The following is a 19,061-nucleotide window of genomic DNA, read 5'->3' as shown; positions in this document are numbered from 1 at the left end:
ACATTTTATAAGAAAATGCCGGCGCCGGTATTATTGCGGCCGGTTTAGCCGCGCAGCTTGGCGAAGGCCGCCGCCATGCTGCCGCCGATAGGCTCGGACTTGGCGGCCTGCTTCTGGTGCTGCCCCATGCTCTTGCGGTCGTTGCGGTCGCCGCGCTGCTGCGGCTGCGAGCCGGCTTGCGGCGCGCTGTCGGTCAGGCGCATGGTCAGCGCGATGCGCTTGCGCTTCTCGTCCACTTCCAGCACCTTGACCTTGACCACCTGGCCGGCCTTGACCACCGTGTGCGGGTCCTTGACGAAGGTGTTCGACAGCGCCGAGATGTGCACCAGGCCGTCCTGGTGCACGCCGATGTCGACAAACGCGCCGAACGCCGCCACGTTGGTGACCACGCCTTCGAGGATCATGTCCGGACGCAGGTCGCGGATCTCTTCCACGCCGTCCTTGAAGGTGGCGGTGGTGAATTCCGGACGCGGATCGCGGCCCGGCTTTTCCAGCTCCTTCAGGATGTCGGAGATGGTCGGCACGCCGAACTTGTCGTCCGCATACTTGGCCGGGTTCAGCGTCTTGATCAGCGCGGTTTCGCCGATGACGGCCTTGATGTCCTTCTTGATGTCGCCCAGGATCTTCTCCACCAGCGGATACGATTCCGGGTGCACCGCCGAGGCGTCCAGCGGATTCTCGCCGCCCATCACGCGCAGGAAGCCGGCCGCCTGTTCGAAGGTCTTGTCGCCCAGGCGCGGCACCGACTTCAGCGCCGCGCGCGAGGTGAACGCGCCCTTGACGTCGCGGTAGGAAACGATGGCCTGCGCCACCGAGGCCGACAGGCCCGACACGCGCGCCAGCAGCGGCGCCGAGGCGGTGTTGACGTCGACGCCGACCGCGTTCACGCAATCCTCGACCACCGCGTCCAGCGAGCGGGCCAGCTGGGTCTGCGACACGTCGTGCTGGTACTGGCCGACACCGATCGATTTCGGGTCGATCTTGACCAGCTCGGCCAGCGGATCCTGCAGCCGGCGCGCGATCGACACGGCGCCGCGCAGCGACACGTCCATGTCCGGCAGTTCGCGCGAAGCGAACTCGGACGCCGAGTACACGGAAGCGCCCGCTTCCGAGACGACGATCTTGGTCATCTTCTGCTCGGGGTGCTGCTTGATCAGGTCTTGCGCCAGCTTGTCGGTCTCGCGCGAGGCGGTGCCGTTGCCGATCGAGATCAGGGAGACGTTGTGCTTGGCGGCCAGCCGGCCCAGCGTGTGCAGCGAGCCGTCCCAGTCGTTCTTCGGCTGGTGCGGGTAGATGACGGCGGTGTCGACCACCTTGCCGGTGGCGTCCACCACCGCCACCTTGACGCCGGTGCGCAGGCCCGGGTCCAGGCCCATGGTGGCGCGCTGGCCGGCCGGCGCGGCCAGCAGCAGCGCCTTCAGGTTGGTGGCGAAGACGTTGATCGCGTCCAGCTCGGAGCGTTCGCGCAACGCGCCCATCAGTTCGGTTTCCAGGTGCATGAAGCTCTTCACGCGCCAGGTCCAGCGGGCGGTGTCGGCCAGCCATTTGTCGGCCGGACGGCCCTGGTTCTTGATGCCGAAGCGGGCGGCGATGCGGCCTTCGCACGGATTGTGCGGCGCGTCCCACTTCGGTTTCTCGGCTTCGGTATCGAGCCGCAGGACGACGTCGAGGATGCCTTCGCGGCGTCCGCGCAACAGCGCCAGCGCGCGGTGCGACGGCACGGTGCCTATGGTTTCGGAATAATCGAAGTAGTCGGCGAACTTTTCGCCTTCGTCCTGTTTGCCTTCAATGACCTTGGACTCAACAATGCCATGCTCTTGTACATATTCGCGCAAGGATTGCAGCAAGGTTGCATCTTCGGCAAAGCGTTCCATCAGGATCTGGCGCGCGCCGTCGAGCGCCGCCTTGGTGTCGGCCACGCCCGGATTGTTGCCGTCGGCGGTGGTGAAGGCTTCGCGCAGGAATTTGCCGGCTTCCGTTTCCGGATTCAGTTCCGGGTTGTCCAGCAGGCCGTCGGCCAGCGGCGCCAGGCCCGCTTCGATGGCGATTTGCGCTTTTGTGCGGCGTTTTTGCTTGTATGGCAGGTATAAGTCTTCGAGGCGGGTCTTGTCTTCTGCATGCATGACAGCATCTAACAGTTCCGGCGTCATCTTGTTCTGTTCGGTGATCGATGCCACGATAGCGGCACGGCGGTCTTCCAGCTCGCGCAGGTAGCGCAGGCGCTCTTCGAGCAGACGCAGCTGGATGTCGTCCAGGCCGCCGGTGGCTTCTTTCCGGTAGCGGGCGATGAAGGGGACGGTGGCGCCCTCGTCCAACAGGGCGATGGCGGCGGCGACCTGAACCGGTTTGCAGGTCAATTCCAGGGCAAGACGTTGTTCGATAGAGGGCAACATGTGGGTGATTCCTAAGCAGTCAAGCCCGGAATGATACGCAATCGGCGCGAATGTGCCAGTCTTGACAGTCCAAAAGGACTGTGGGCGTGGCCAGAACGTGGTCTGTAACACGTTTACATGCGGGTTTTATGAAGAATCCGCAAACACGAACGCGTGTATGGCGGATAATATCGCCTGTTGCCGTTTTTGAACCATCTTTGAACAACAATGCGACCTATGGATTTTACCCGCGACGACGCCACCGACGATGTTCCCGCCAAGCCAGCTGCACCGGCCGCCCCCGCATCTCCCGCCCGCCCTGCGCCGCCCGCGAATCAATTGTCGTACGCCGTAGCCACCTGGCTGCAGCGTGTGGATGCCGCAGCCCATCCCAAAGCCAAACTGAACGCGCCGCCGGTCGATACCGACCCCAAACAAACCCAATACAAGCTGATCTACGTGATGGCGCCCACCAGCGGCGGCCGCCATGTGGCGCTGTGCCTGTACAAGGCCCGCCTGCGCTCGAACGGCGACGTCGCCGCGGCCAGTCCCGTCAGCGAGGTGTTTTCGCTGCTGTCGGCGCCGCCGAGTTTCCTCGCGCCCGGCGACGAGGACTTGATCCGCTTCTTCGTTGCCATGCGCAGCGGACAGAATTCCCAGACCGGCTCGGCGACCGAACCGCGCGGCAAGATCGGCGCGGCTCTGCTGGACATGCTGGCCGAACAGGATAAATTGCTCTGGGCAAACTCCTGGGCCGACGTCGGCAACGGCCTGGTCTACCCGCTCAAGGGCGGCGTGATGCGCGAAGCCAACCTGGCCTGGCGCGAGGAAGGCAAGGGCCTGCGCCTGGGCTGGCAGGTGCAGGCGCCGCCGAACGCCAAGCACGTCGGCGCCGACCAGGTCGACTACATGCTGCCGACCGATCCGCCGTGGTACATCGACAACCTGTCCTGCGGCGTGCTGCAGCTGAACCAGGGCGGCGCGACGATCCCGCTGGCCGACCTGCAGGCGCTGGTGGCGCAAGCCCCGCTGCTGACCACCAACGACAAGATGCGCGTGTCGCAGCTGCTGCTGGCGCACGGCCTGCAGGGCCTGATGCCGCTGCCGCAGCCGCTGCCGCAGCGCGTGCGCGACGACGTCAAGCCGCGCCCGGTGCTGACCCTGGACGCGGCGATGCTGGCCGACGGTTCGCTGCAGCGCTGGCACGATTTCGCCGTGCTGTCGTTCGACTACGACGGCGAGCGCGTGTCCTTCGATCCGTCGCAGCGCGTGGTACGCCAGAAGGGCGACGTCACCGAGATCATCCAGCGCGACGCCGACGCCGAAGGCTTGGCGCTGTCGCTGCTGACCGAGCGCCATTTCGTGGCGCCGGCCACGCTGCCGCTGAGCAGCGTCAAGGGCGGCCTGTTGCTGCCGACGCAGGCGGAATGGATACGCTTTGCCCGCGACGGCATCGCCGCCTTGAAAGAGGCCGGCTGGAAGGTCGAGAAAACCGTCAAATACCGCTACGACATCACCGACGTCGGCGACTGGTACGCCGAAGTGGTGGAAGATCCGGCCGACGGCGGCCACGCCTGGTTCGACCTGGAGCTGGGCATCGTGGTCAACCAGGAGCGCGTGCCGCTGCTGCCGGTGCTGGTGCAGCTGATCCGCGGCGCGCCCAACGATTTCAATCCGAAAGCCATCGCCAACCACGGCGACGAGGACCAGATGCTGGCCACCCTGCCGGACGGCAGCCGCGTCGCCTTGCCGTGGGGCCGCATCAAACCGATCCTGAACACGCTGGGCGAGTTGTATTTCAGCGACAAAATCAAGACCTCGCTGCACATGGCCACGCTGGACGCCGCGCGCCTGGACGAACTGGCCCGCAACGTCGAATTGCTCTGGACCGGCGGCGAAGAATTGCGCGACATGGGCGCGCGCCTGAACCAGTTCGGCGCGGTCAAGCGCATCGCCACACCGGCCGGACTGCAAGCCACGCTGCGCGACTATCAAAGCGATGGTTTGTCCTGGATGCAATTCCTGCGTGAATACGGCTTCGCCGGCATCCTGGCCGACGACATGGGCCTGGGCAAGACGGTGCAAACCCTGGCCCACATCCTGGTCGAAAAAGAGGCGGGCCGCTTGACGGCGCCGGCGCTGGTCATCGCGCCGACCAGCCTGATGGGCAACTGGCAGGAAGAGGCGGCGCGTTTCGCTCCCGGCCTGCGCGTGCTGCTGCTGCAAGGCAAGGACCGCATGGCCCAGTTCGACCAGATCGCCGAGTCCGACCTGGTGCTGACCACCTATGCGCTGCTGCCGCGCGACGAGGAAAAACTGCGCGAGCACGATTTCCACCTGGTCATCCTGGACGAGTCGCATTACATCAAGAACACCCGCTCCAAGGCGGCCCAGAGCGCCGGCCTGCTGCGCGCGCGCCACCGCCTGTGCCTGTCCGGCACGCCGCTGGAAAACCACCTGGGCGAGCTGTGGTCGCAATTCCACTTCCTGCTGCCGGGACTGCTGGGCGATGAAAAAGGTTTCAACACCGTGTTCCGCCACCCGATCGAGCGCCAGGACGATCCGCTGCGCCGCGCGCTGCTGAACCGCCGCATCAAGCCTTTCCTGCTGCGCCGGACCAAGGACAACGTGGCCAAGGAACTGCCGCCGAAGACGGAGATGGTGCGCAAGGTCGAGCTGACCGGCGCCCAGCGCGACCTGTACGAAACCGTGCGGCTGGCGATGGACCAGAAAGTGCGCGACGAGATCGACCGCAAGGGCGTGGCCCGCAGCCAGATCGTGATCCTGGAAGCGCTGCTGAAGCTGCGCCAGGTCTGTTGCGATCCGCGGCTGGTCAAGTCCACGTCGAAGAAGCAGCAGGCCGCCGGTTCGGCCAAGCTGATCGACCTGATGCAGATGGTCGAGGATTTGCTGGAGGAAAACCGCAAGATCCTGGTGTTCTCGCAGTTCACCAGCATGCTCGAGCTGATCGAGGAAGAACTGGAAGCGCGCGACATTCCGTATGCGCTGCTGACCGGCGACACCAAGGACCGCAGCGCGCAGGTGGCGGCGTTCCAGCAGGGCGCGGTGCCGATTTTCCTGATCAGCCTGAAGGCCGGCGGCGTCGGCTTGAACCTGACGGCGGCCGACACTGTGATCCACTACGATCCGTGGTGGAACCCGGCGGCTGAAAACCAGGCCACCGACCGCGCCTGGCGCATCGGCCAGGACAAGCCGGTGTTCGTCTACAAGCTGATCGCCAAGGGCACGCTGGAAGAGAAAATCCAGGTCCTGCAGCAGAAGAAATCGGACCTGGCGCAATCGATCCTGGCCGAGGGCGAGTCGCAGAAAATGGCGCTCACCCAGGAAGACCTGCAGCAAATCTTCGCGCCGCTGGTGGAATAATGCCCACCGTCGCGGAACTGGAGGCGGCGTTGCGCGAGTCCCGGGCGGAGGTGGAGCGTTGCCGCCTGCTGCTAGAACAACATGCGAACGAGCGCCTGGAGCTGGCGGCCCAGCAAAAGAAGTTCGCGTCGATGTTGTCGCACGAATTCCGCACCCCGCTGTCGACCATAGACGGCGCCGTGCAGCGGCTGGAAATGACCGGCGCCCATCACGACGAAGGCACGCGCAAGCGCTACCGCAAGATCCAGGTGGCGGTCGACCGCATGCTGGCGATGCTGGACGAATACCTGTCGCCCGAACGCATGGCCAGCATCGGCCGCACGCGCCAGCCTGACGAAATCTCGCCGGCCGCGCTGCTGGAATCGGTGGTGGAACAGGCGCGCAGCCGGCGCAATCCGGTCTCGCTGCGGGTCATCGGCTTACCGCAATGGATGCGCTGCGACCCGGCCGGCATACGCTTATGCATAGAAATATTGCTGGATAATGCGATTAAATACACGGAGGCCAATAGTCCTATAGAATTGCTAGGCAAAATGGCAATGGAAGGCGGTGTCGAGTTTCTGGTACGCGACTATGGACGCGGCATCCCCGAGGCGGAACTGGCCCGTGTGTTTGATAAATCCTTCCGTGGCAGTAACGCCGCCGGCATACCCGGATCGGGCCTGGGTTTATATATGGCGCGCTCGGTGTTGGACGTGCACGGCGGTACGGTCAGCGCGCGGAATGTTTCTGAAAGCGGCACAGAATTTCGGATTTGGCTGCCTGTAGCGGCCGCTTCCGGGAAAAGCCTTGCGCGGGCCGGTGGCAACAGTGATAATTCTCTGGACACAAGCTGACGCCGCAGGGCAGGAATGAGCACGGTTGCTCAATAATCGATCGAATGGCGCATCAATGACGCAAATACTCATCGTGGAAGACAATCTGGAGTATGCCGAGGAAATGGCAGAATTCCTGACTGAACTTGAACACGAAGTGCACATCACTAACAACGCCAGCGATATGTGGTCCGCGCTCAGCCAGGGTAATGTGGGCGTAGTGGTACTGGATCTGGGCTTGCCCGACGAAGACGGCTTCAACGTCATCCCGCGCATGCGCCAACTGTATCCGCAAATCGGCCTGCTGGTGCTGACCGGCCGTGTGGCTTTCGACAATCGCATCCTCGGCCTGCGCCTGGGCGCCGACCATTACCTGACCAAGCCGATCAAATTCCCGGAACTGGCCGCCCATATCGAGGCGCTGGACCGCCGCGTCGGTCCGCAGGAAACCCTGCCCGTGCCCAGCAAGTGGACGCTGAAAGTCAGCGCCCGCCAGCTGGAGCTGCAGGGGATGGCGATCACGCTGACCGAAAAGGAATGCAACTTCCTGCATCTGCTGACGATCAACACCCGTCCGGTGCCGCGCCAGGTCATCGTGGCCGGCATCGGCGGCGACGACCCGGATGCCGGCCGCCGCGTCGACATGCTGGTGTATCGCTTGCGCAAGAAGGCGCGCACCGGCCTGGGCCAGGATCTGCCGCTGCGCAGCGCCTACGGCGAGGGCTACAGCCTGTCCGCCAGCTTCAATCTCTCTTAATGGGGACAGAGCCAGCGCGATTGGCGCCCGCCGCCAATTAATCGGGGACAGAGTCAAGCAACGGAGGTAGAATCGGGTTACCGATCCACCCCCTTTTTGCATTCATGGCCCGCCTACCTCGCCTCATCGTCCCCGGACAACCACATCACGTCATCCAGACCGGCAACAACAACCAGCCGGTGTTCCTGGATGCCGAGGATTACCAAACCTTCCTCGGCTGGCTGCGCACGGCCGCCAAAAACTACAAAGTGGCGATCCACGCCTATGTCCTGATGCCCAATCACCTGCATTTGCTGGTCACTCCGGCCGATGAAAACGGCCTGGGCCAGATGATGCAGTGGGTAGGCCGCTACTACGTGCCCTATTTCAACCAAAAATATAGCCGCAGTGGAACTTTGTGGAATGGACGCTACAAAACCTCGCTGATCGACGCCGAGCAATACTTCATGTTGTGCAGCCGGTATATCGAGTTCAATCCGGTACGCAACGGCATGGTCGGCAAGGCCGAGGATTATCCATGGTCCAGCTATTGCCACCACGCCGGCATACGTCCGGACGGCCTGGTGATCGACCACGCGCAGTTCTGGGCCTTGGGCAATACGCCGTTCCAGCGCGAGGCGGCCTATATCGCGCTGGTCGAGGTGCCGCTCAGCGAGGAGGACATCGCCACCGTCAGCAAGGCGCTGCTCAAGGGCTGGCCGCTGGGTTCCGAGCAATTCAAGACCACGCTGCAGAACCGGGTAAAACGGCAGGTATTGCCGGCCAAACGGGGACGGCCGTTCAAAATCAAGCCGGCGGCCACTTAGCCCATCACTCTGTCCCTAATTAAAATTTTCAGCAACTTGTAGAAAATTAATCTGACTCCGACCCTAATTGTTATTGTTGAATTTTCTGCTGCATTGCACTACTCTAGCTTTTCGTTAGTCAAATTGCAGTGGAGAGCCCATGAAAGCCCAAGGTCTGTACGATCCGTCCAATGAACACGATGCCTGCGGCGTCGGTTTCGTCGCCCACATCAAGGGCAACAAGAGCCACTCCATCGTGGAACAGGGCCTGTTGATCCTGAAAAACCTCGATCACCGGGGCGCGGTCGGCGCCGATGCGCTGATGGGCGACGGTGCCGGTATCCTGATCCAGATCCCGGACCAGTACTACCGCGACGAAATGGCCAAGCAAGGCATCGAACTGCCGCCGCCAGGCGAATACGGCGTCGGCATGGTGTTCCTGCCGAAGGAAAACGCTTCGCGCATCGCCTGCGAACAGGAAATCGAGCGCGCCGTGCGCGCCGAAGGCCAGGTCGTGCTGGGCTGGCGCAACGTGCCGGTCGACTGCGACATGCCGATGTCCCCTACCGTGCGCGCCAAGGAGCCGGTGATCCGCCAGATCTTCATCGGCCGCGGCGCCGACATCATGGTGACCGACGCGCTGGAACGCAAACTGTACGTGATCCGCAAATCGTCGGGCCACGCCATCCAGGCGCTGAAACTGATCCACGGCAAGGAATTCTTCGTGGCCTCGCTGTCGGCCCGCACCATCGTCTACAAGGGCCTGCTGCTGGCGGACCAGGTCGGCGTGTATTACAAGGACCTGCAGGATGCGCGCTGCGTTTCCGCGCTGGCGCTGGTACACCAGCGTTTCTCGACCAACACCTTCCCTGAATGGCCGCTGGCCCACCCGTACCGCCTGATCGCCCACAACGGCGAGATCAACACCGTCAAGGGCAACTTCAACTGGATGCGCGCGCGCGAAGGCGTGATGAAATCGGCCGTGCTGGGCGACGACCTGCAGAAACTGTTCCCGCTGATCTACGAAGGCCAGTCGGACACCGCCTGCTTCGACAACGCGCTGGAACTGCTGCTGATGGCAGGCTATCCGATCGCCCAGGCGATGATGATGATGATTCCGGAAGCCTGGGAAAATCACGGCACGATGGACGACAATCGCCGCGCGTTCTACGAATATCACGCTGCAATGATGGAACCATGGGACGGCCCGGCCGCCATGGCCTTCACCGACGGCCGCTACATCGGCGGCACGCTGGACCGCAACGGCTTGCGTCCCGCCCGCTACATCGTCACCGACGACGACCTGGTGGTGATGGCGTCGGAATCGGGCGTATTGCCGATTCCCGAATCGAAAATCATCCAGAAATGGCGTTTGCAGCCGGGCAAGATGTTCCTGATCGACCTGGAAGCGGGCCGCATCATCGACGATAAAGAGCTGAAAGACACCTACGCCAACGCCAAGCCGTACAAGGCATGGATCAACGCGGTGCGCATCAAGCTCAACGAAATCAAGCTGAGCGAAAGCCAGCTGGCGCACAACCGCGCCAAGGACGCGGCGCCGGCCCAGGGCGAAAAAGCCGTGCCGTCGCTGCTGGACCGCCAGCAAGCCTTCGGCTACACCCAGGAAGACCTGAAATTCCTGATGGCGCCGATGGCCGCCGCCGGCGAGGAAGCGACCGGCTCGATGGGCAACGACTCGCCGCTGGCCGTCATGTCCAACAAGCTCAAGCCGCTGTACAACTACTTCAAGCAGCTGTTCGCGCAAGTGACCAACCCGCCGATCGACCCGATCCGCGAAGCGATGGTGATGTCGCTGGTGTCCTTCATCGGCCCGAAACCGAACCTGCTCGACACCAACAACGTCAACCCGCCGATGCGCCTGGAAGTGTCGCAGCCTATCCTGGGCTTCGACGACATGGCCCGCCTGCGCGGCATCAGCGCGCATACCGGCGGCAAGTTCAAGTCATATGAGCTTAACATCTGCTATCCCCTGGCATGGGGCAAGGACGGCGTCGAAGCCTGCCTGGCGTCGCTGTGCGCCGAAGCGGTCGACGCGGTCAAGTCCGGCCACAACATCCTGATCGTGTCGGACCGCTCGGTCGGCCCGGACCGCGTGGCGATACCCGCGCTGCTGGCCACCTCGACCGTGCATCAGCACCTGGTCAGCAAGGGCCTGCGCGCCTCCACCGGCCTGGTGGTGGAAACCGGCTCGGCCCGCGAAACCCACCACTTCGCGCTGCTGGCAGGCTACGGCGCCGAAGCGATCCACCCTTACCTGGCGATGGAAACCCTGGTCGAGATGGCGCACGGCATGCCGGGCGACATGTCCGGCGAAAAAGCCGTGTACAACTACATCAAGGCGGTCGGCAAGGGCCTGATGAAGGTCATGTCCAAGATGGGCATCTCGACCTATATGTCCTACTGCGGCGCGCAGATCTTCGAAGCCGTCGGCCTGAACAAGTCGCTGGTCGACAAATACTTCAAGGGCACCTCGTCCAACGTCGAAGGCATCGGCGTGTTCGAAGTGGCGGAAGAAGCGCTGCGCCTGCACAACCTGGCCTTCGGCAACGATCCGGTGCTGGAAAACCACCTCGACGCCGGCGGCGAGTACGCCTACCGCGTGCGCGGCGAAGACCACCTGTGGACCCCGGATGCGATCGCGAAACTGCAGCATTCGACCCGCAGCAACAACTTCTCCAGCTATAAAGAGTACGCCCAGATCATCAACGACCAGAGCAAGCGCCACCTGACCTTGCGCGGCCTGTTCGAGTTCAAGCTCGATCCGACCAAGGCGATCCCGCTGGACGAAGTCGAGCCGGCCAAGGAAATCGTCAAGCGCTTCGCCACCGGCGCGATGTCGATGGGTTCGATCTCGACCGAGGCGCACGCCACCCTGGCGGTGGCGATGAACCGCATCGGCGGCAAATCGAACACCGGCGAAGGCGGCGAAGATCCATCGCGCTACACGATGGAACTGAAAGGCATCAAGATCAAGCAGGGCGAGACCATGGCTTCGGTCATGGGCAAAGAGCAGATGGTGGTCGACATTCCGCTGCAGGCCGGCGATTCGCTGCGCTCGCGCATCAAGCAGGTGGCGTCGGGCCGTTTCGGCGTGACCGCCGCCTACCTGAACTCGGCCGACCAGATCCAGATCAAGATGGCCCAAGGCGCAAAACCCGGCGAAGGCGGCCAGCTGCCGGGCCATAAAGTATCCGAATACATCGCCACCCTGCGCTTCTCGGTGCCGGGCGTGGGTCTGATCTCGCCGCCGCCGCACCACGATATTTACTCGATCGAAGACCTGGCCCAGCTGATCCACGACCTGAAGAACGCCAATCCGCGCGCTTCGATCTCGGTCAAGCTGGTGTCGGAAGTCGGCATCGGCACCGTGGCGGCCGGCGTCACCAAGGCCAAGGCCGACCACGTCGTGGTGGCCGGCCATGACGGCGGCACCGGCGCGTCGCCGCTGTCGTCGGTCAAGCACGCCGGCACCCCTTGGGAACTGGGCCTGGCTGAAACCCAGCAGACCCTGGTGCTGAACGGCCTGCGCAGCCGCATCCGCGTCCAGGCCGACGGCCAGATGCGTACCGGCCGCGACGTCGTCATCGCCGCCATGCTGGGCGCCGACGAAATCGGCTTCGCCACCGCGCCGCTGGTGGTCGAGGGCTGCATCATGATGCGCAAATGCCACCTGAACACCTGCCCGGTCGGCGTCGCCACGCAAGATCCTGTGCTGCGCGCCAAGTTCTCCGGCAAGCCCGAGTACGTCGTCAACTACTTCTTCTTCGTCGCCGAAGAGGCGCGCCAGCTGATGGCCCAGCTGGGCATCCGCACCTATGACGAGCTGATCGGCCGGGTCGACCTGCTGGACAAATCCAAGGCGATCACGCACTGGAAAGCCAAGGGCCTGGACTTCAGCAACATCTTCTACTCCCCGGAAGTACCGAACGGCGATTCCATCTACCACACGATGGAACAGGACCACGGCCTGGACAAGGCGCTCGATCACAAGCTGATCGCGCAAGCCAAGGCCGCGCTGGAAAAAGGCGAGCGCGTGTCGTTCATCTCGCCGGTGCGCAACGTCAACCGCACCGTCGGCACCATGCTGTCGGGCGAAGTGGCCAAGCGCTACGGCCACGCCGGCCTGCCGGACGACACCATCCACATCCAGCTGCAGGGCACGGCCGGCCAGTCGGCCTGCGCCTTCCTGGCGCACGGCATCACCATCGACTTGGTCGGCGAAGGCAACGACTACGTCGGCAAGGGCTTGTCGGGCGGCCGCATCATCGTGCGTCCGAACACCGAGTTCCGCGGCTGGGCGGTGAATAACATCATCATCGGCAACACGGTGCTGTACGGCGCGATCAGCGGCGAAGCCTTCTTCAACGGCGTGGCCGGCGAGCGTTTCGCTGTGCGCAACTCGGGCGCCACCGCCATCGTCGAAGGCACCGGCGACCACGGTTGCGAGTACATGACCGGCGGCACCGTGGTGGTGCTGGGCGCGACCGGCCGCAACTTCGCGGCGGGCATGTCGGGCGGCATCGCCTACGTGTACGACCCGGACGGCGATTTCGAAGCCCGCTGCAACACCGCGATGGTGTCGCTGGAGCAGGTGCTGACCGCCAAGGAACAGGAAGCGCACAGCGCGACCTTCCACGTGCAGCACAAGGACCAGGGCCGCGAAGCGGACGAAGTGATCCTGAAGCGTTTGATCGAGCGTCACTTCAAGCACACCGGCAGCACCCGTGCCCGCCTGTTGCTGGACAACTGGGCCGACAGCCGCGGCAAATTCGTCAAGGTATTCCCGAGCGAATACAAGCGCGCCCTGGCCGAAATGGCCGAGGACGTGGCGAACGAAGCCGCTTCCGCCCAGCCGATCGCAGCCTGAAAACCACGTCATTCCCGCGAAAGCGGGAATCCATAGAACGCCAGCTCAGCATGGATCCCCGCTTTCGCGGGGACGACGGAGCAACAGATAACTAAAGGATTTATCGTGGGTAAAATCACCGGTTTCATGGAATTCAAGCGTCAGGAAGAGAGCTATCTGCCGCCGGCTACGCGCCTGAAAAACTATTCCGAATTCGTCATCACCCTGACCAATGAGCAGGCCAAGGTGCAGGGCGCGCGCTGCATGGATTGCGGCATCCCGTTCTGCAACACCGGCTGCCCGGTCAACAACATCATCCCGGACTGGAATGACCTGGTGTATCGCGGCAACTACCGCGAGGCGCTGGACACGCTGCACTCGACCAACAACTTCCCGGAATTCACCGGCCGCATCTGCCCTGCGCCGTGCGAGGCCGCCTGCACGCTGGGCATCAACAACGATCCGGTCGGCATCAAGTCGATCGAGCACAAGATCATCGACGAAGGCTGGGAACACGGCTGGGTCGTGCCGCAGCCCGCGGACAAGCAGACCGGCAAGAAAGTGGCCGTGGTCGGTTCCGGTCCCGCCGGCCTGGCGGCGGCGCAGCAGCTGGCGCGCGCCGGCCACGCCGTCACCGTGTTTGAAAAGAGCGACCGCGTCGGCGGCCTGCTGCGCTACGGCATTCCAGACTTCAAGATGGAAAAGTCGCACATCGACCGCCGCATCAAGCAGATGGAAGCCGAAGGCGTGGTGTTCCGCACCAGCGTGCTGGTCGGCAAGGACTTCCCTGCCAACGTCAACAACTGGGCCAAGGAAACCATCTTCCCTGAAGACCTGGCCAAGGACTTCGACGCCGTGGTGCTGGCCGGCGGCGCCGAGCAGCCGCGCGACCTGCCGGTGCCGGGCCGCGAGCTCAAGGGCGTGCACTTCGCCATGGACTTCCTGCCGCAGCAAAACAAGGTCAACGCCGGCGACAAGGTCAAGGACCAGCTGAAAGCCACCGGCAAGCACGTGGTCGTCATCGGCGGCGGCGATACCGGTTCCGACTGCGTCGGCACCTCGAACCGCCACGGCGCCGCCTCGGTGACCCAGTTCGAACTGATGCCCATGCCGCCTGAGCAAGAGAACAAGCCGCTGGTGTGGCCGTACTGGCCGACCAAGCTGCGCACCTCCTCGTCGCACGAGGAAGGCTGCGAGCGCGACTGGGCGGTGGCCACCAAGCGCCTGGAAGGCAAGGGCGGCAAGGTCGAGAAGCTGATCGCCTGCCGCGTCGAATGGAAAGACGGCAAGATGGCCGAAGTGCCAAACTCGGAATTCGAGATGAAGGCCGACCTGGTGCTGCTGGCCATGGGCTTCGTGTCGCCGGTGGCCAACGTGCTGGACGCGTTCGGCGTCGAAAAAGATGCACGCGGCAACGCCAAGGCCACGACCGACGGCGCCGGCTGCTACAAGACATCCGCCCCCAACGTCTTTGCCGCCGGCGACGTCCGCCGCGGCCAGTCGCTGGTGGTGTGGGCGATCCGCGAAGGGCGCCAGTGCGCGCGCGCGGTCGACGAGTTCCTGATGGGCTGTTCCGATCTGCCGCGCTGATTCCCACTAGCGGCACAGCTTCAGCCTGACTCCCTGCCGGGAGCGAGCGGGTGATCCCCGTTCGCTACCCGGTTTTTTTTCGCATCGGCGCTTGTGCGATGCAGCAATAAACCCTGATATGTAACATTTAGTGCCGGGTGTAAATTGCTGACTTTAGGTTCAGTAGTGTTGTATTATCTGCCACTTACCGTCCGTCTCCCTGTCACAAATGAGGGGGGCGCCTGCAGAGATTGACCTTTCTGCACTACAATACGGCATTAAAAATAATGAGTTCAGTCGTGTCTAATCTTGTCGAAATCCGTGATCTACACTTTTCCTATGGAAAGCGCTCGATACTGTCGGGTCTCCAGATGGATTTCCCACGTGGAAAAGTGATCGCTGTCATGGGTGGTTCGGGGAGCGGCAAGACCACGGTATTGCGCCTGATCGGCGGCCAGATCCGCCCGAAACGGGGCCACGTCAAGGTACAGGGCCAGGTGGTGCACAAACTTAATACCGCTGGCTTGTATCTGCTGCGGCGCAAAATGGGCATGCTGTTTCAGCATGGCGCGCTGTTCACCGACCTCACCGTGTTTGAGAACGTCGCCTTCCCGCTGCGCGAGCACACCGATTTGTCGGAAGAGCTGATCCGCAACCTGGTGCTGATGAAACTGCACGCCGTGGGCCTGCGCAACGCCGCCAAGCTGAAGCCGGGCGAAATCTCCGGCGGCATGGCGCGCCGCGTGGCGCTGGCGCGCTCGATCGCGCTCGATCCGGAACTGATCATGTACGACGAGCCGTTCGCCGGCCTCGACCCGATCTCGATGGGCGTCACTGCCAACCTGATCCGCAACCTGAACACCGCGCTGGGCTCGACCACGATCCTGGTGTCGCACGACGTCAAGGAATGCTTCGCCATCGCCGACTATGTGTACTTCCTGTCGCAAGGCAAGATCGTCGCGCACGGCACGCCGGCCGACATGATGGTTTCCACCGACCCGTACGTGCACCAGTTCGTCAATGCGGAAGCCGACGGTCCGGTGCCGTTCCACTATCCAGGCAAGTCCCTGGCCGATGACCTGGGCCTGGGAGCGCAAACATGAGTTTAAAGAACTGGTTGTCCAAGCTGGGCGCGCCGCTGCGCGACTATGTGGAAAGCATAGGCTACGGCGCCCGCACCTTCGGCAATGTGCTGGGCGTGTCGCCCGGCCTGTTGCGCCGTCCGGGCCTGGTGATCGAGCAGCTGCACTTCATCGGCAATTATTCGATGCTGATCATCACGCTGTCCGGCCTGTTCGTCGGCATGGTGCTGGGCCTGCAGGGTTACTACACGCTCAATAAATACGGCGCCGAGCAGTCGCTGGGCCTGCTGGTGGCGCTGGGCCTGACCCGCGAACTGGGCCCGGTCATCACCGCGCTGCTGTTTGCCGGCCGCGCCGGCACCTCGCTGACGGCCGAAATCGGCCTGATGAAGGCGGGTGAACAGCTGTCGGCGATGGAAATGATGGCCGTCAACCCGATCCAGCGCGTGCTGGCGCCCCGTTTCTGGGCCGGCGTGATCTCGGTGCCGCTGCTGGCGTCGGTGTTCAGCGCGGTCGGCGTGCTGGGCGGCTGGCTGGTCGGCGTGCAGCTGATTGGCGTCGACGACGGCGCGTTCTGGTCGCAGATGCAGGGCGGCGTCGACCTGTACAAGGATATTTTCAACGGCTTCGCCAAGAGCGTCGTGTTCGGCATCGCGATCACCTTCATCGCCTTGTACCAGGGCTATGAGGCACAGCCGACGCCGGAAGATGTGGCGCGCGCCACCACCCGCACGGTCGTGATTTCATCGCTGATGATCTGGTGGCTGGACTTCATGATGACGGCGCTGATGTTCAGCAAATAAGATTAAGAAAGTGTGAGGAATAGCTATGCAACGTAAATCTCTGGATGTCTGGGTCGGTCTGTTCATCGTCGTCGGCGTCGCCGCGCTGATGTTCCTGGCGCTGAAAGCCGGCAACATGGGTTCCATGTCCTTCGGCAAGTCGTACCCGATCACCGCCAAGTTCGACAACATCGGCAGCCTGCGTCCGCAGGCGGCGGTCAAGGCGGCCGGCGTGGTGGTAGGCCGTGTGGGAGAGATCAAGTTTGATGACAAGAGTTATCAGGCGCTGGTAACCTTGAACATGGAAGAAGGCTACAAATTCCCTAAAGACAGTTCCGCCAAGATCCTGACGGCTGGCTTGCTGGGCGAGCAATATGTCGGCATCGAGGCCGGCGGCGACACCAACAACCTTGGTGCTGGCGACAAGATCGCCCGCACCCAGTCCGCCGCCGTACTGGAAGACCTGATCAATCAATTCATCTACAGCAAAGCTGCAGAGGGAAAGGACAGTAAATGATGCACCGTACTCCGAAATCTCTCCGCGGCGCCGCGCTGGCGCTGGGCGTCACCGTGCTGCTGGCCGGCTGTGCCGGGCCGAACCCGCGCGACCCTTACGAGGGCTTCAACCGCGCCATGTTCAGCTTTAACGACACGGTCGACACCTACGCGCTGAAGCCTGCCGCCACCGCCTACAAGAACGTGCTGCCATCGTTCGTGCAGACCGGCGTGAACAACTTCTTCGGCAACCTGGCCGACGCCTGGAGCGCCGTCAACAACCTGCTGCAAGGCAATGGCCAGGCCGGCATGTCCGACGTGTCGCGCTTCGCGCTGAACTCCACCGTGGGTATCGTCGGCCTGTTCGACATCGCCTCCGAAGCCGGCCTGCAAAAGCACAAGGAAGACTTCGGCCAGACCCTGGGCGTGTGGGGCGTGCCGTCCGGTCCGTACCTGATGCTGCCGCTGCTGGGACCTTCGACCGTGCGCGACACCGCGGCGTTGCCGCTGGACATCAAGGGCGACATCTGGGCCTACAAGGAACCAGTGTATATCCGCAATACCGGTACCGCGCTACGCGTTGTCGATCAGCGTGCTAACCTGCTGGACGCATCGAGCCTGCTGGAGGACGCTGCGCTGGACCGCTATGAGTTCATCCGCGACGGCTACCTGCAGCGCCGCGAGAGCCAGATCCACCCGGACGACGGCGGCCCTGTCAGGAAAGCTAAAAAAGACGATTCGGCTGAAATCGACACGAAACCTGCCGCCGCGCCGACTGCCGCGACGGAAACTTCGGCACCCGTGTCATCCGAATCGGCGCCAAAAGAGTTAAACTCCGGCACACCGGCTGCGAACAACGCCAGCCTGTGATCCCGAAGAACTTATAAAGGTAAGGCAAAAACATGAAATTGATTAAACAAATTATCGCTTTAGCAACTGTGGCGCTGGCGTTCAACGCCCATGCCGCAGCCCCCGCCAACGAAGCGCCGGACGTGCTGGTCAAGCGCATCAGCCAGGACGTGATCGACACGGCCAAGACCGACAAGGCGATCCAGGCCGGCGACACGAAGAAGGTGATGGACCTGGTCGAGACCAAGATCCTGCCCTACGTCGATTCGCAGCGCATGACATCGCTGGCGGCCGGCCGCTTCTGGCGCGAGGCCACCCCGGAGCAGCAGAAGGCATTGTCGGAACAATTCCGCACCCTGCTGATCTACACCTATTCGGGCGCGCTGTCGCAAATCAAGAATGAAACGGTGGAATTCAAGCCTATGCGCGCCGCGGCGGACGATACCGACGTGGAAGTGCGTTCGCAGGTCAACATGACCCGCGGCGAGCCGATTCCGCTGAACTACCGCGTCGCCAAGACCCCGGCCGGCTGGAAGATCTACGACATCAACGTGCTGGGCGCATGGCTGGTCGAGACCTACAAGGGCACGTTTGCTTCGGAAATCAGCAAGGGCGGCATCGACGGCCTGATCAAGACCTTGACTGAAAAGAACAAGACCTTGGCCAACCGACCGCTGAAAACCGCCACGAAGTAAATCCTTACCTTAAATCCTTGCCGCCATGTCCGAAGCTATCGACAACCTGCAGTCCCTCACGTCCCTGACCGTGCTCAACGCCTCCGCGGCGCTGGAGCGCGGCTTGGCGGCCCTCAAGGCCGGCCAGACCGTGTTCGACCTGCGCCATGTGTTGACGGTCGATTCGGCGGCGGTATCGGTGATGCTGGCATGGCAGCGCGCTGCCCAGGACGCCGGCGTCAAGCTGGAACTGAAAAACCTGCCGCCGGCGCTGCAAAGCCTGACCAAGCTGTACGGCGTGTGCTCGCTGCTGTTCCCGCCGTCGGTCAAGCTGGACGCCGGCGAGCCCGTGCCGCCCAATCCCCTGCACGAAGAATTCGCCCCGGTTAACGCACCAACCTCGGTCTTCACCCCCAAGACCGGTCTGGCCGACGATACGGCCTCGCACCACCATCATTGACCCCCGCCCTGCCCCCGTCCCCTGTCTTACTCGTTACCTGTTACCCCCGGTAAATGGCCAGTCTGGCTCTGCCGATCCGAATTTCCAATATAATTGAACGTTGCCGCTGCCTGAGAGCCGCGGCGCTTGCACCACCTTCCGCCTTTGGGCATCTACGAGCACCCACGCGC

General features: G+C 63.1%; 13 protein-coding genes. 12 read left to right on the top strand and 1 reads right to left on the bottom strand.

Annotated features, from left to right (window positions below; genetic code table 11):
• Positions 1-44: 44 nt before the first annotated feature.
• On the bottom strand, positions 45-2,393 hold the full coding sequence (locus ACSQ3S_RS01025) for a Tex family protein (protein WP_436141344.1): 2,349 nt from the start codon (positions 2,391-2,393) through the stop codon (positions 45-47).
• 216 nt (positions 2,394-2,609) lie between these two features.
• Here ACSQ3S_RS01025 and ACSQ3S_RS01020 point away from each other — a divergent pair, with 216 nt between their 5' ends.
• The 12 genes from ACSQ3S_RS01020 to ACSQ3S_RS00965 all read left to right on the top strand — a co-directional run bounded on the left by ACSQ3S_RS01020 (position 2,610) and on the right by ACSQ3S_RS00965 (position 18,891).
• Positions 2,610-5,756, top strand: coding sequence for a DEAD/DEAH box helicase (locus tag ACSQ3S_RS01020; protein WP_436141343.1), 3,147 nt, complete (start codon positions 2,610-2,612; stop codon positions 5,754-5,756).
• Positions 5,756-6,592: a sensor histidine kinase gene (locus ACSQ3S_RS01015; RefSeq protein WP_436141342.1), complete on the top strand. Its 837-nt coding sequence runs from the start codon at positions 5,756-5,758 to the stop codon at positions 6,590-6,592. The genes ACSQ3S_RS01020 and ACSQ3S_RS01015 overlap by 1 nt, the downstream gene beginning before the upstream one ends.
• 55 nt (positions 6,593-6,647) lie before the next feature.
• The gene (locus ACSQ3S_RS01010) at positions 6,648-7,328 is read left to right on the top strand and encodes a response regulator transcription factor (protein WP_176653351.1); all 681 of its coding nucleotides are present in this window, start codon (positions 6,648-6,650) and stop codon (positions 7,326-7,328) included.
• Positions 7,329-7,432: 104 nt separating this feature from the next.
• The gene (locus ACSQ3S_RS01005; RefSeq protein ID WP_436141341.1) at positions 7,433-8,134 is read left to right on the top strand and encodes an REP-associated tyrosine transposase; all 702 of its coding nucleotides are present in this window, start codon (positions 7,433-7,435) and stop codon (positions 8,132-8,134) included.
• 139 nt (positions 8,135-8,273) lie between these two features.
• Positions 8,274-13,001, top strand: a complete 4,728-nt coding sequence (locus ACSQ3S_RS01000; protein ID WP_176653353.1) for a glutamate synthase-related protein — start codon at positions 8,274-8,276, stop codon at positions 12,999-13,001.
• A 105-nt stretch (positions 13,002-13,106) separates the two neighbouring features.
• Positions 13,107-14,570, top strand: coding sequence for a glutamate synthase subunit beta (locus ACSQ3S_RS00995; RefSeq protein ID WP_436141340.1), 1,464 nt, complete (start codon positions 13,107-13,109; stop codon positions 14,568-14,570).
• A gap of 278 nt (positions 14,571-14,848) precedes the next feature.
• The gene (locus ACSQ3S_RS00990; protein WP_436141339.1) at positions 14,849-15,652 is read left to right on the top strand and encodes an ABC transporter ATP-binding protein; all 804 of its coding nucleotides are present in this window, start codon (positions 14,849-14,851) and stop codon (positions 15,650-15,652) included.
• Positions 15,649-16,434: a lipid asymmetry maintenance ABC transporter permease subunit MlaE gene (gene mlaE, locus ACSQ3S_RS00985; protein ID WP_176653359.1), complete on the top strand. Its 786-nt coding sequence runs from the start codon at positions 15,649-15,651 to the stop codon at positions 16,432-16,434. Before ACSQ3S_RS00990 ends, mlaE begins: the two co-directional genes overlap by 4 nt.
• A gap of 25 nt (positions 16,435-16,459) precedes the next feature.
• On the top strand, positions 16,460-16,930 hold the full coding sequence (gene mlaD / locus ACSQ3S_RS00980) for an outer membrane lipid asymmetry maintenance protein MlaD (protein WP_353401628.1): 471 nt from the start codon (positions 16,460-16,462) through the stop codon (positions 16,928-16,930).
• A complete protein-coding gene (locus ACSQ3S_RS00975; protein ID WP_176653361.1) occupies positions 16,927-17,778 on the top strand; it encodes an MlaA family lipoprotein in 852 nt (283 codons plus the stop codon). Before mlaD ends, ACSQ3S_RS00975 begins: the two co-directional genes overlap by 4 nt.
• Positions 17,779-17,810: 32 nt before the next feature.
• Complete coding sequence (locus tag ACSQ3S_RS00970; RefSeq protein WP_176653362.1) at positions 17,811-18,452, top strand: MlaC/ttg2D family ABC transporter substrate-binding protein; 642 nt, start codon at positions 17,811-17,813, stop codon at positions 18,450-18,452.
• A 25-nt stretch (positions 18,453-18,477) separates the two neighbouring features.
• Complete coding sequence (locus tag ACSQ3S_RS00965) at positions 18,478-18,891, top strand: STAS domain-containing protein (protein WP_218087867.1); 414 nt, start codon at positions 18,478-18,480, stop codon at positions 18,889-18,891.
• Positions 18,892-19,061: the final 170 nt, after the last annotated feature.

Origin of the sequence: Duganella sp. LjRoot269, assembly GCF_964254095.1 — a bacterium.
GTDB lineage: Bacteria > Pseudomonadota > Gammaproteobacteria > Burkholderiales > Burkholderiaceae_D > Rugamonas > Rugamonas hordei.
This window is presented reverse-complemented; position numbering and strand designations above follow the sequence as displayed.